Here is a 14,043-nt window from a genome sequence, read left to right on the forward strand (position 1 = left end):
TTTCCAGCTGAACCAAAGGAGGGGTATGAGCCCGGGACGGGAAACCATCGGGATCGGCATGGTCGGCCACGCGTTCATGGGTGCGGTGCATTCGCACGCCTGGCGCAGCGTCCACCGGTTCTTCGATCCACCGCTGGTGCCGAGACTCGCCGTCCTCGGCGGCCGGGACGAGGCCCGGGCCAAGGCCGCCGCGGAAAAGTTCGGCTGGGAGGACGTCGAGACGGACTGGCGGAAGCTGGTCGCCCGGGACGACGTCGGCCTGGTCGACGTCTGCACGCCGGGGGACAGCCACGCGGAGATCGCAATCGCCGCGCTGGAGGCCGGGAAGCACGTGCTATGCGAGAAGCCGCTCGCCAACTCGGTCGCCGAGGCCGAAGCGATGGCGGCGGCGGCCCGGAAGGCCCGGGACCGCGGGGTGCGGGCCATGGTCGCGTTCAACTACCGCCGGGTGCCCGCGCTCGCGCACGCCAGGAAGCTGGTCGCGAGCGGGGCGCTCGGGGAGATCCGGCACGTGCGGTCGGTGTACCTGCAGGACTGGCTGTCCGATCCGGAAGCGCCGATGACCTGGCGGCTCCGCAGGGAATCCGCCGGTTCGGGTGCGCTCGGCGACCTGGGCGCGCACATCGTCGACGCGGCCCAGTTCGTCACCGGCGACCTGATCACCGGCGTCTCGGCGCTGACGAACACCTTCGTCAAGCAGCGGCCCGCCGAGAACGGCGGGACGGACGACGTGACGGTCGACGACACCGCGCTGTTCCTCGCGCGGCTGTCCGGCGGAGCGGTGGCGACCTTCGAAGCGACCCGGTTCGCGCTGGGCCGCAAGAACGCGATGCGGCTGGAGATCAACGGGTCGAAGGCGAGCCTGGCGTTCGACTTCGAGGCGATGAACGAGCTCCAGTGGTACGAGGACAGCGGCACCGAAGCCGGGTTCCGGCGGATCCTCGTCACCGAGCCGCAGCACCCGTACGTCGGCGCGTGGTGGCCGCCGGGGCACCTGCTCGGCTATGAGCACACGTTCACCCACGAGGTCGCCGACCTGCTGGACGCCATCGGCGCGGGCACCGATCCGGCGCCGAGCTTCGACGACGGCCTGCGCGTCCAGCGGGTGCTGGACGCCGTCGAGCAGAGCGCGGCGGCCGATGCGGCCTGGACCGCGGTGGAGGAGCGGAAATGAGCCGTCCGGTCACGCTGTTCACCGGCCAGTGGGCCGACCTGCCGTTCACCGAGGTCTGCAAGCTCGCCGCCGAGTGGGGGTACGACGGCCTGGAAATCGCTTGCTCGGGCGACCACTTCGAGGTCGACCGCGCGCTGGCCGAGCCGGACTACGTGCCGGCGCGGCTGGCTTTGCTGGCCGAGCACGGGCTCAAGGTGTGGGCGATTTCGAACCACCTCGTCGGCCAGGCCGTCTGCGACGACCCGATCGACGCCCGGCACCGCGCGATCCTGCCGTCCCGGATCTGGGGCGACGGCGAACCGGAGGGCGTCCGGCAGCGGGCGGCGGCCGAAATGGCCGACACCGCGCGGGCGGCGGCGAAGCTCGGCGTGGACACCGTCATCGGCTTCACCGGGTCGAAGATCTGGAAGTACGTGGCGATGTTCCCGCCGGTCACGCGCGATGACATCGATGACGGTTATGCGGACTTCGCCCGTCGCTGGCACCCGATCCTCGACGTCTTCGACGAGGTCGGCGTCCGGTTCGCGCACGAGGTGCACCCGTCCGAGATCGCCTACGACTACTGGACGACCAAGCGCGCGCTCGAAGCCGTCGGCCACCGGCCGGCGTTCGGGCTGAACTGGGACCCGTCGCACTTCGTCTGGCAGGACCTCGACCCGGTCGGGTTCATCCTCGACTTCGCCGACCGGATCTACCACGTCGACTGCAAGGACACGAGAAAGCGCTTCGACGGCCGCAACGGCCGGCTCGGTTCGCACCTGGCCTGGGCCGACCCGCGCCGCGGCTGGGACTTCGTGTCCGTCGGCCACGGCGACGTCCCGTGGGAGGACTGCTTCCGGGCGCTGAACTCGATCGGCTACACCGGCCCGATCTCGGTGGAGTGGGAAGACGCCGGGATGGACCGGCTCCGGGGCGCGGCGGAGGCGGTGAAGTACCTGCGCGAGCACTTGTTCGACCAGCCGTCGGCGGCTTTCGACGCGGCTTTCAGCAACCAGAGATGAGGGAGTTCCATGTGCGGTGACCGGCCAGAGCAGCACTCCCGACGGACATTCCTGAACGTGGCGACAGCGGCTCTCACGGTGGGGGCGGCGGCGGTGGCCCTGCCCGGCACCGCGAGCGCGTCGGCGGCCCGGCAGCGGGTCCCGCTCGACAAGATCAGCATCCAGCTCTACTCCCTGCGGTCGCTCCTGCAGAACGACCCCGAAGGCACGCTGTCCGCGCTGGCCGACATCGGCTACCGGAAGGTCGAGCTGGCCGGGACGTACGGCCGCAGCGCCACCGAGTTCCGCGCCATCCTCGACCGGTGCCACCTCAAGGCGTCCTCGACGCACGTGGGCATCGACGGCGACCTGAACCAGACCATCGCCGACGCGAAGATCCTCGGCAACCGCTCCGCCGTCGTGCCGTACGCGAACTTCGGCACCATCGCCGAGTGGGAAGCCTTCGCGGGCCGCATGAACACCGCCGCGGCCGCCTTCAAGAAGGCCGGGCTCGCGCTCGGATACCACAACCACGACCACGAGTTCGCCCCGATCGGCGGTGTGGTGCCCTACGACGTGCTCACCGCGAAGACGGACAAGCGGCTCGTGCACCTGGAGATCGACCTCTTCTGGGCGGTGAACGGCGGCGCGGACCCGGTCGAGCTGTTCCGGCGCAACTACCCGCGCGTGACGCAGTACCACGTCAAGGACCGGACCGCGGACGGGCAGATGGTCGACCCGGGCGCCGGCGTCATCAACTTCCCGCGCATCTTCGCCGCGTCCTGCCACACCATCGGCGAATACATCGTCGAGCACGACCAGCCGGCCGACCCGCTGAGCACCGCCAAGGTCGGGTTCGAGTACCTCCGCACCGTGCGCTTCTGAGACCCCGGGGGAATTTCGCATGCGAGTGTCACGTCGGTCGATGCTGGCCGGAACCGCCGCGGGCGTCCTCGTGCCCGCGGTCGGGATGGCCGATTCGGCCTACGCGGCGGGCTTGAACCGCCAGATCACCCTCTACGCCGAAGCCCTGCCCGGCGGTCTCTACGGCTACGGCCTCGAGCCGGGCAAGGCCACCATCCCCGGGCCGCTGCTGGAGATCTACGAGGGCGACACCCTCGAGATCGAACTGGTCAACCGGACCGACCAGCGGCTCTCGATCCACCCGCACGGCGTCAACTACGACACCGGGTCCGACGGCGCCCCGCTCAACGCGTCGTTCAACAAGCCGGGCGAGACGCGGACCTACACCTGGAAGACCCGGGCCCGGTACGACGCGGGCGGCGGGTTCTGGATGCCGGGCAACGCCGGCTACTGGCACTACCACGACCACGCGATGGGCACCGACCACGGCACCGCGGGCCTCGCGCGCGGGCTCTACGGCGGGCTGATCGTGCGCAAGCGCGGTGATCTGCTGCCCAGCAAGCAGTACACCGTCGTGTTCAACGAGATGATGATCAACCACAAGATGGCACCCGACACGCCGATCCTCGAGGCCCGGCTCGGCGAGCGCGTCGAGTGGGTCTGCATCGGGTACGGCAGCCTGCCGCACACGTTCCACCTGCACGCGCACCGCTGGGCCGACACCCGCACCGGGATGCTCAGCGGCGCCGCTGACAACGCTGCCATCGTCGACAACAAGAACCTCGACCCCGGCAGTTCCTTCGGCTTCCAGGTGATCGCCGGCGAAGGCGTCGGCCCGGGGGCGTGGATGTACCACTGCCACGTCCAGACCCACTCCGACGGCGGGATGGTGGGCCTGTTCCTGGTCCGCAACGCCGACGGCAGCCTGCCCGACGGCGCGCAGGAAGCGATCGACCGGTTCAAGGAGCACGGCCACGCCGGGCACGACATGAACCCCGACGGCCGGACACACGCATGAGGACGGGAGCTATGAAAAGACGATGGTTCGGAAGGCGCGGGGCGCTCGTGCTCGCCATCGGCTCGGTCCTGGCGGCCGGGGCCCCGCTGATCACGATGCCGGTCGCGCAGGCCGCGCCCGCCGCGGTGAACGTGCCGGTCAACGTGCTGGTCTTCCACGGCGCCGCCGCGGACCAGAAGGACCCCGTGCTGCGCGCGGCGGACGCGATCGCGCGGCTGGGCTCGGACAACGGCATCACCGTGACGGCGTCGTCGGATCCGGCCGTGTTCAGCACGGCGAACCTGGCCCGCTACCGCGGTGTCGTGTACCTGTCCGCGCAGGGCGTGACGCTCGCGCGTGAGCAGGAAGCCGCGCTGCAGGCGTACATGAAGGCCGGCGGCGGGTTCCTCGGCATCTCCGACGCCGCCCGCGCGCAGGACTCGTCCCAGTGGTTCACCGGCCTGATCGGGGCTCGCCCGGTCGGTGCGCGCCCGACGCCCGAAGCGGTGGCGTCGGTGACCGCGAGCGCGGAGAACCCGCCGAACGAGACCAAGGAGAAACTGGCCGACAACAACGAGAACACCAAGTGGCTGACCTTCGCCACGACCGGCTGGGCGGCCTACAAGATGGCCACGCCGGTCGCGGTCAGCAGCTACTCGCTGGTGTCGGCCAACGACTTCCCCGGCCGCGACCCGAAGAACTGGACCCTGCAGGGTTCGGCCGACGGGAGCACCTGGGTCGACCTGGACACGCGCACGAACGAGGTGTTCGGAGAACGGTTCCAGACCCGGACGTTCACCTTCGCCAACACGACGGTGTACCCGAACTACCGGCTGAACATCACCGCGAACTCGGGTGAGCCGCTGATCCAGCTCGCCGACCTCAAGCTGTTCAAGGACACCTCGACGACCCCGCCGCCGCCCGAACCGGCGCCGCAGCAAGCGGTCGTCGACGTCCTCGACGCGCAGCACCCGGCCACCGCCGGGCTGCCGCAGAACTGGACGCGCACCGACCGCTGGCTCAACTGGGAGACCAACCCGGTCGGCACCGTCCACACGGTCGCGCAGGTGGAGGAGAAGGGCTACAACCCGGGCGTCGGCGCGAACGGCGCGTTCCACCCGGTCTCCTGGTGCCGCGACTACGACGGCGGGCGCTCCTTCTACACCGGCATGGGCCGCACCGAGGCGTCCTACGGCGAGGACAAGTTCCGCAGCCACCTGCTCGGCGCGTTGCGCTGGACCACCGGCATGGTGCGCGGCGACTGCCAGGCCGGGATCTCCGCGAACTACAAGATCGAGAAGCTGACCGGCAAGAACGCCGCCGGGCAGCTCGACCAGATCGGCGAGCCGCACGGGCTGACCATCGCGCCGGACGGCAAGGTGTTCTACATCGGCAAGGCGGCCTGCCCGACCGGGCCGGTCGTGAGCTGGGACGACCCGAACGTCGGCCTCGGCTGCGGCACGATCCACCAGTGGGACCCGGTCAGCAAGAAGCCCAAGCTGCTCACGACGTTGCGCGTGATGGGCAACCGGGGCAGCGGTGACGAGCTCGTCAAGAACGAAGAGGGCCTGCTCGGGCTGACGCTGGACCCGAAGTTCGCCGAGAACGGCTACCTGTACGCCTACTGGATGCCGCACGAGTCGATCGACCGCGACAAGCGGATCGGCAAGCGCACGGTCTCGCGGTTCACCTACAACCTGACCGCGCAGACCCTCGACCAGGCGACCCGCAAGGACCTGCTGTCCTGGGACGTCCAGATCCACAGCTGCTGCCACGCCGGCGGCGGGATGGCGTTCGACAAGGACGGCAACCTCTACATCGGGTCCGGGGACAACAACTCCTCGGGCGGCTCGAACGGGTACTCGGGCAACAACTGGACGCTCGACTACAAGGGCATCTCGTTCCAGGACGCGCGCCGCACCGCGGGCAACACGAACGACCTGGACGGCAAGATCCTGCGCATCCACCCGGAGGCGAACGGGACGTACACGATCCCGCAGGGCAACCTCTTCCCGAACGGACCGGCGGACAAGACGCGCCCGGAGATCTACGTGATGGGCGTCCGCAACATCTCGCGGCTGCAGATCGACCCGGTGCACAACTGGATGACCGCGGGCTGGGTCGGCCCCGACGCGTCTTCGCCGAGCCCGGAACTCGGGCCGGCGAAGTACGAGACGGCGACCATCATCACCGAGGCGGGCAACCACGGCTGGCCGTACTGCATGGGCAACCGGCAGCCCTACCGCGACCGCAGCAGCACCAACGCGGCCGAGCTGACCGGCTGGTACGACTGCGACAACCCGGTCAACACCTCGCCGCGCAACACGGGCCTGGTGAACCTGCCGCCGATCAAGGACAACATGATCTGGTACTCGCCCGACGGCGGCGGGCCGGTGTTCCCGAAGCGGCCGGGCTCGTCCATCCCGACCTACGTCGCGGCGGACGCCACCTACACCCAGCCGTACCTGCGGGGCGGCGGCCAGGCGGTCATGTCCGGGCCGACGTACCACCGCTCGCTGGTCAACACGAACAGCGGCGTCGCGTGGCCGGCGTACTGGGACAACAAGTGGTTCATCGGCGACGAGTCGAACGCGCAGAACCGGGTCGCGGTGACCGTCGACCCGGCGGGCGTGCCGACGCACCAGCCGCCGGTGTTCGCCGAGACGTTCCGGCAGATCATCCCCGGCGGCGCGGGTGACACCCGGGTGCAGAGCTGGATGGACGCCAAGTTCGGGCCGGACGGCGCGCTGTACGTCCTGGACTACGGCAACGGGTTCTTCTCGCTCGACGCCAACCAGAAGCTGCTGAAGATCAGCTACACGGGTGGCGCGCCGACCCCGGCGCCGGCGGCGACGTCGACGATGGTGCAGAACAAGGCGCTGACGGCGGCGTTCACCGGCTCGAAGTCCGGCGGGGTGTCCTACCGCTGGGAGTTCGGCGACGGCTCGGTGTCCACCCAGGCCGACCCGCGGCACACCTACCCGCGCACCGGCCTCTTCACCGCCAAGCTCACCGTGACCTACGCGAACGGCGAGGCGGTGACCACCCGGACCTCGGTGAACGTCGGCTGCGTGGTGGCCGATCCGAGCCCGGTGGTGACCTTGGGCGACAGCATCACGAAGGTGGTGAACCGCAACGCCGGCGGTGGCTGCACGGTCGACGACTTCATCGACGACGAGAGCACGTGGAGCACGCACGCGGCGTTCGTCAACCACGTCGAGCAGGCCACCGGGACGCTGTCGGACCTCGGGGTGCTGAACGACGCCGAGGTGGCCGAGCTGAACGCGGCGGCCGAGGCGTCGCCGATCGGGAAGCCGGGCACGACGGGCTACGACGCGCTGTTCGACGGCACGGCGGCGTCGCTGCGCGGCTGGGAACAGGCACCGTCGGGTCAGTTCACGCTGCAACCCGACGGGTCGATCCGCTCGGCCGGCGGGCTGGGCATGCTCTGGTACGCCCAGCGCCAGTTCGGCGACTTCTCGGTGAAGGTGCAGTTCAAGGACATCGCACCGGACGGCTTCCGGGCCAACAGCGGCGTGTTCGTCCGGTTCCCGGATCCGCGGACACCGCCGGCCCAGCGCCCGCCGGGCAGCTGCGGCACGGTCGGGTCGGCGCGGGACTCGCAGGCGTGGGTCGCGATCTACTGCGGTCACGAGATCCAGATCTACGACGGCGACTCCGGTGAGCCGCAGAAGACCGGGTCGGTCTACAACTTCGACCCGCGCCCGCTCGACCAGGCGGGCGCCCGGCCGAAGGGCACGTGGAACGAGTACGAGATCAAGGTCGTCGGGCAGCACTACACGATGATCCGCAACGGCGTGGTGATCAACGAGTTCGACAACACGCCGGGCCAGCAGTCGTCGCGCGCGGGTGACCCGCCGACCGACCTGCGGCAGTTCGTCAGCGGGTTCATCGGATTGCAGAACCACAGCGACAACGACCTGATCGAGTTCCGCAACATCCGGGTGCGGCAGCTGTAGCTCCGCCGCGGGTCGTGAGCGGGAAACAGTGTTCCAAACACTGTTTCCCACTCACGCCCCCTTCAGGAAGGGTCTTCCGGCGATGTCCCCACGACTGATCACAGTGCTGCTGGCCGGGTTGCTGGCCGTGCTCGGGCTGGCCACCCCCGCGGTGGCGGCGCCGGTCCAGACGCTGACCTGGACCGGGAACAACAGCACCACCGAATACGCGTCCGCGCCCACCGGCGCGCTGCCCGGCGAGACCACCATCGTCTTCGAGAACAGCGAAGCCACCGGCAACACGACCGGGATGTCGCACACGCTGACGTTCGACACCTCGACGCCGGGCTACAACCACGACGTCCCGCTCAACATCCTGGCCAACCCGTTCGACCCGCAGAACGGGCGGCACGAAGCGACCGTGACGCTGACGCCGGGCAAGTACCGGTACTTCTGCACGATCCCGGGCCACACGTCGATGGTGGGGGAGTTCGTCGTCTCCGACGGCACCGGCGACACGACCCCGCCGGTCGTGACGGCCGCCGTGGCCGGTGACCGCGACCCGTCCGGCAACTACATCGAGTCGGCCACGGTCTCCCTTTCGGCGACCGACGCGGGATCCGGGGTGGCCTCGGTCGAGTACCAGCTCGACGGCGGCACCTGGACCGCGTACTCGGCACCGGTGGTGGTGTCCGCGGTGGGCATGCACATGCTGCACTACCGGGCGACCGACGTCGCCGGGAACGCGTCCGAAGAGGGGATGGCGCACTTCACGATCGTCGAGGGACAGGGCGACACCACACCGCCGACGGTGACCGCTTCCCTCTCGGGTGACCGCGATCCCGCGGGCAACTACCTCGACGTCGCCACGGTTTCCTTGACGGCGACCGACGCGGATTCCGCGGTCGCTTCGGTGGAGTACCAGCTGGACGGCGGAGCTTGGACCCGCTACACGGCGCCGGTCGCGGTGACCGGTGCGGGCGAGCACATGGTCCACTTCCGCGCGACCGACGCCGCCGGGAACACGTCCCCGGAGGGCATGTCGCACTTCACGGTGGTCAAGCGGGACACGACCGCACCGGTGGTCTCGGCTTCGGTGGCGGGCACCCAGGACGCGGACGGCAACTACGTCGGCAAGGCGACGGTCACGGTGACGGCTTCGGACACCGGTTCCGGCGTCGGCGCGGTGGAGTACAAGGTGGACGGTGGGGCATGGACCGCCTACAGTGCACCGGTTCCGGTGACCGCGGCAGGCGCGCACACGGTGGGCTACCGCGCCCGGGACGTCGCCGGGAACGCGTCTCCCGAGGGTTCGGTGTCGTTCGCCGTGGTCGCGGGCGGGGACACCACGGCACCTGCTGTTTCGCTGCAGGTCACCGGAAAGCAGGACGGCGGCTGGAACTACGTGGGTTCGGCGACGGTCACGGTTCTTTCTTCCGACGCGGAGTCCGGTGTGGACTCCGTCGAGTACAAACTGGACAGTGGTGCGTGGACGCGGTACGCGGCCCCGGTGGTCGTGCCCGCGCTGGGCGCGCACACGGTGCGTTCCCGGGCCACGGACGTCGCGGGGAACGTCTCGGCGGAGGTGTCGGGGACGTTCACGGTGGTCGCGGCCCCGCCCCCACCGGACGCGTGCCCGAACTCGGACACCCGCGACACGGTGGTGATCGGCGGCGTCGACAGCCAGGTGGAGAACATCGACACGGGCAACGGCTGCACGATCAACGACGTCATCGACGAGACCGCGGAGTACGCGTCGCACGACCGTTTCGTGAAGCACGTGAAGGCAGTGACGCAGGAGTTGGTGGGCAACGGGGTGCTGTCGTCGGGTGACCGCAACCGGATAGTGACGGCGGCGATCGAGTCGGACATCGGCGGCGCTCCGGCGACGAGCACCGGAACTGGCACCGGCACCGGTGCCAAGCCCCACGCGAAGCCGGAGGTGAAGAAGCGCCTGTAGGTGCCCTGCCGCAGCGGGTCGTGAGTGGAAAACAGGGTTAGAACACTGTTTCCCACTCACGACCGGCTGCGGGTCAGGAGCGGGTTGGGGTGGTCGGGACGACTCTAGGCGGCGATTCCGACGAAGGACGCCGGCAGGTCACGTGCGAGATGTTGGTCGCCGCCTAAAGCCGAAGCGGCTGCTGACCTGGGCCTTGGTGATCATCCCGCTCCCAGCGGCGGTGCGCTGAAGCGTCAGGAGTAGGTCCAGTGGCCGAGCCAGGACTCGCGCCACGCGACCGTCAGCTCGCTCACCCCGTCCACCCCCGACCGGTCCACCTGGGCCTTCCACGCCTCCTCCACCATCGCGCACAGCTTCGACGCCGGCAGCTCGTTCCCACCCGACGCGAACTGGCGCAGGACCGACTTCGGGATCGCGAGCTTCGCCTTGCCGCGGATCACCGACTGCTCCGTCGCGCGGCAGATGAGGTACTCGACCGTGGCCAGGTCGCCCGCCGAGGCGACCTGGCTCAGGGCGCGGTACAGGCAGTCCAGGGGTGCGGCCAGGCCGCGGTGCTGGCGGGCGATCTCCCACGAGACCCAGACCGCCAGGCAGTCCGGCATCTGGAACGGCCGGTAGGCGAACGCCGGGCCGGCGAACGTCTGGTAGTCGGCCGTCGGGTCCGCCGTGGTCTCCGCCGGGCCGTCCGGGTCCGGGGGCAGGCCGAGGCGCTTGAACAGCTCGCGCAGCAGCTTGTGCGGGCGGGCCGGGGTCGAGGACTCGGCGAGCAGCTTGGCCAGGATGCGGTTCAGCCGGTCCGCCGCCACGCCGTGGATCGACAGCTGCAGGTGGACGAACGCCACGTCGGCCAGCGTCGTGCCCGCGCAGCCCGCCACCCCCACCTGCGGGTAGCGCTGCAGGAACGAGACGATCGCGTGCGTCGAGCCGATGCGGGCCGGGCCGACGAAGGTCACCGGGAGGCACGCGCCGACGCGCTGGCGGGAGCGGAGGTCGCCCTTGTACAGCGGGGAAAACTCGCCGTCGGCGTGGTAGACCTCGAACCAGTTGCCCTGCCGGTGGCCGGGCCGCGTGTCGGCGAGCCAGAAGCTGTAGCCGTGCTTCTCGCACAGCTCGCGGAACCGGTCGGCCAGCTCGAACCGCGCGGCCGCGGACACGTCCCGCAGCGCGATCGCGAACCGCACCGCCAGCGACGCGCACGGCGACGCGACCTCCTTGCGCGTGCGCAGGTCGTGGTTGCGGGTCTTCACGACCAGCGGCAGCTGCGCCGGGCACTGCAGCGACAACAGCGGCGCGTCGATGAACGCGGCCGCCGCGTCGGAGACCTCCTTCACCAGGTCCCGCACGGCCAAGCCGTGCCACTCGCAGACCTCGCGCGCCGCCGGGTCGATCGCGATCAGGCCCTCGAAGGTCTGCTCGGACTCGTAGATGAACGTCGGGTTCGGCGACGTCGTCTGGTGGAAGACCCAGCCGCCGTCGTTCTGCTGCGGGGGTTCCGCCGGCCGGCGGCCGTCGACGTGCTCGACGACTTCGGTGCCGTCGAGGGGTTTGCGGGTGCGGGTGCCGATCACGACGCCGGCGCCGTTCGTGGCCGAGCACAGCGTCTCCAGGAACACGGCGTCGCCGTCGTCCGCGGTCACCAGCTCGCGCAGGTAGCCGTGCCGGGCCATCGCGTGGTGCACCTCGAAGTCCACTTTGGTCACCGGCTGCCGCGCGATTTCGAAGCCCGCGCGCGCCAGGTCGGCGACGTTGCGCACGGAGACCCGTTGGCCGCGCATCCTCACCATCCCCCCGAAGAGTCGAACCGGACGTCGGCTTCCAGCGGTTGACGGCGGTCCCACGCCCCGGCGCCCGCCCACCGCGGTGCGCCGATGCGCGAGAGCGGGATCGCCGATTCGCGCCAGGACGCCTGCCCGAACAGCACGAGCGCGGCGATGACCGGCAGTGCCACCGCGACGGTCAGCGCCACCTGCACGACTTCGCCCCGGCTCTGTGTCGCGACGGTCGCGGCGAACCCGGCGATGGCCGCGATGCTGAGCTGGACCAGCGCCTGCGGCAGCGTCCCGAGGTAGCCGAGCACGGTGCGGCGCGGCGGCAGCGACAGCCGGCTGTAGAGGAAACCGGGCAACAGCAGCAGCATGGTGATCACGGACTGGCCGTCGCCGATGTGCCCGAGCGCTTCGGTGGCTTCGCGGCCGTACGGCCACGGGCTGCCGACCAGCAGCCAGCCGAGCACGAACGACACCGTCGCGACGGCGAGCGCGTAGAACGTCACGTTGAGCGGACCGGACTTCGTGGAGTCCTTGAGCACGAGCGTCGCGCGCACGCGGACGTGGTCGCCGCGCGAATCGCGGCCGCCGGAACGACGCCAGTACGCGCGTGCCTCGTTGTCGGAGATACCGTTGACCAGCACGAGGTCCTGCCCGAACTCGCGGTCGGTCAGCTCGCGCGCGGCCTCGCGCAGGTTCGCGGCGGTGAACTCCGGGTGCCGCCGCAGCGAGTTGTCCAGCTCGTTGGTGCCCGTCCGCACCGCTTCGCCCGTGGTGGCCGCGGCGGCGAGCCGGTGGCTGGCGGGCAGGCTGCGCGGGGAAAGCTCGACGCCGGACTGGCCGGCCTCCCACTTGCGGCGGCGCAGCAGGTCGGCGAGGCGGCGCAGCACGGTCTGCGCCTGCAGCTCCAGGATCTTGTGCCGGGCACCGTCGGCCTCCTGCAGCGGCGCGGCGTCCTGCCGTTCGGCCAGCGACCCGAGGTCCGCGGCGAGGCCTTCGACCTGGTGCTGATCGGCGTCGGTGGACAGGTACATCCGCGAGATCTCGGCTTGCGGCGCGGTCCGGGCCACCAGGTGGTAGGACTTGAGCGTCGCCGGGATCATCGTCTGGTAGCTCACGACGTAGCCGCGCCGGCTCGCCGCCAGCCGTCGCCACTGCTCTTTCGCGACGGGCTGCCGCGCGTCGACGTGCAGTGGCGTTTCGTAGCTGAGCCGGTGTTCTTCGACGGAGTCGTCGAGGGCCACCACGAGCATGTAGTCCCGGACGGCGACGTTGAGCAGGTACGCGTATTCGACCAGCAGCTCGGCACAGCCGTCGAGGATGCCGAGCGCGAGCTCGCGGCACTGCCGCCCGTAGCCGGGCACGGTGCCGCCGGTCGTGGCCAGCGCGAACTCCTCCTCGGGGTGGTTCCGCTCGGTGAGCAGCGTCAGCAGCGCCTGCTGGATGAGCCAGCGCGGTTCGTGCACCTGGAAGAGGAAGGTGTTCAGCTCGTGCTTGGCGGTCTGCGCGTTCTCGTCGCTGCCGAGGATCCCGCGCAGCAACCGGTAGAGCCCGGCGGCGACCAGCCGCGACGCTTCGTGCTGGGTGAGCCGCGGCAGTTTCTGGCCGGAGCTGTCGAAGACGTCGATGGGGGAGACGTCCCGGCGCGGCAGCCGGGCCAGCGGCACCCACAGCGACCGCTGCCGCGCCGGACGGGAGGCGGCCCGCTCGCCGTGTTCCTGGCCGATGAGGTCCTGCAGCTGCGCGGTGGCCTGGCGTTGTCCTTCGTCGAGGAGCTTGAGGCTGACGTCGACTTCGGTGCTGCGCCGCGCGGTCCCGTGCTCGACGACGGTCAGCCGTTCGGTCAGCCGCCGCACGTGGTTGAGCCGCAGCGAGGTGTCGAGCAGCGCGAGCCCGACGGCGGCCCCCTGCCGCGACAGCCGGGGCGGGGCGCCGGGGATGGGGATGGTTTCGATGGCGTGCCGGAGACTGTCGATGCCGTCCACACCACTGAGAGTATGAGGTGCGGGGTCTTGATACGAGCAGAATGAGTCATTCAGGACCTCCGAAGACCTGAATGACTCAGTAAAGACGGACGGGATGTGCCCGGGCGCGGTGGCGGGTGGTGGCTTCTGTGCGTCGCGAATGACTTATTGGCGGCGTTGGTGGTCCCCGATGGGTTCATTCGCGGCGTTCGTGGCCGGGTCAGGTGCGTGGTGCGCGGGGTTCGGTGGCGTGAGGCCGAACGGGGTTGGGTGGTGCGCGAGGAGGGGCGGCTCGAGGCCGATCGGCGGTGCTGGGTGCGGTGTGCCCGGTCGCGGCGGCGGTGGTGGCTTTTGTGTGTCGCGAATGACTCAATGGCGG

Annotated in this window: 8 protein-coding genes; 6 read left to right on the top strand and 2 right to left on the bottom strand. The window is 70.2% G+C overall.

Annotated features, from left to right (window positions below; translation table 11 throughout):
- Positions 1-25 precede the first annotated feature (25 nt).
- The 6 genes from MUY14_RS10890 to MUY14_RS10915 all read left to right on the top strand — a co-directional run bounded on the left by MUY14_RS10890 (position 26) and on the right by MUY14_RS10915 (position 9,934).
- Positions 26-1,174: a Gfo/Idh/MocA family protein gene (locus MUY14_RS10890; RefSeq protein WP_247022832.1), complete on the top strand. Its 1,149-nt coding sequence runs from the start codon at positions 26-28 to the stop codon at positions 1,172-1,174.
- The gene (locus tag MUY14_RS10895) at positions 1,171-2,175 is read left to right on the top strand and encodes a sugar phosphate isomerase/epimerase (protein WP_247022833.1); all 1,005 of its coding nucleotides are present in this window, start codon (positions 1,171-1,173) and stop codon (positions 2,173-2,175) included. The genes MUY14_RS10890 and MUY14_RS10895 overlap by 4 nt, the downstream gene beginning before the upstream one ends.
- A 9-nt stretch (positions 2,176-2,184) precedes the next feature.
- Positions 2,185-3,039, top strand: a complete 855-nt coding sequence (locus tag MUY14_RS10900) for a TIM barrel protein (RefSeq protein ID WP_247022834.1) — start codon at positions 2,185-2,187, stop codon at positions 3,037-3,039.
- A 19-nt stretch (positions 3,040-3,058) separates the two neighbouring features.
- A complete protein-coding gene (locus tag MUY14_RS10905; RefSeq protein ID WP_247022835.1) occupies positions 3,059-4,036 on the top strand; it encodes a multicopper oxidase domain-containing protein in 978 nt (325 codons plus the stop codon).
- On the top strand, positions 4,033-7,995 hold the full coding sequence (locus MUY14_RS10910) for a ThuA domain-containing protein (RefSeq protein WP_396126781.1): 3,963 nt from the start codon (positions 4,033-4,035) through the stop codon (positions 7,993-7,995). Before MUY14_RS10905 ends, MUY14_RS10910 begins: the two co-directional genes overlap by 4 nt.
- Before the next feature lie 82 nt (positions 7,996-8,077).
- Positions 8,078-9,934 carry an OmpL47-type beta-barrel domain-containing protein gene (locus MUY14_RS10915; RefSeq protein ID WP_247022837.1) on the top strand — a complete coding sequence of 619 codons (1,857 nt, stop codon included), beginning with the start codon at positions 8,078-8,080 and terminating at the stop codon, positions 9,932-9,934.
- A gap of 233 nt (positions 9,935-10,167) precedes the next feature.
- Here MUY14_RS10915 and MUY14_RS10920 read toward each other — a convergent pair whose 3' ends face one another.
- Together MUY14_RS10920 and MUY14_RS10925 are read right to left on the bottom strand one after the other, a co-directional pair.
- A complete protein-coding gene (locus tag MUY14_RS10920) occupies positions 10,168-11,709 on the bottom strand; it encodes a hypothetical protein (protein WP_247022838.1) in 1,542 nt (513 codons plus the stop codon).
- A 2-nt stretch (positions 11,710-11,711) separates the two neighbouring features.
- Positions 11,712-13,685, bottom strand: a complete 1,974-nt coding sequence (locus tag MUY14_RS10925) for a hypothetical protein (RefSeq protein WP_247022839.1) — start codon at positions 13,683-13,685, stop codon at positions 11,712-11,714.
- Positions 13,686-14,043 lie beyond the last annotated feature (358 nt).

It is taken from the genome of Amycolatopsis sp. FBCC-B4732 (genome assembly GCF_023008405.1).
Taxonomy (GTDB): Bacteria; Actinomycetota; Actinomycetes; order Mycobacteriales; family Pseudonocardiaceae; genus Amycolatopsis; species Amycolatopsis pretoriensis_A.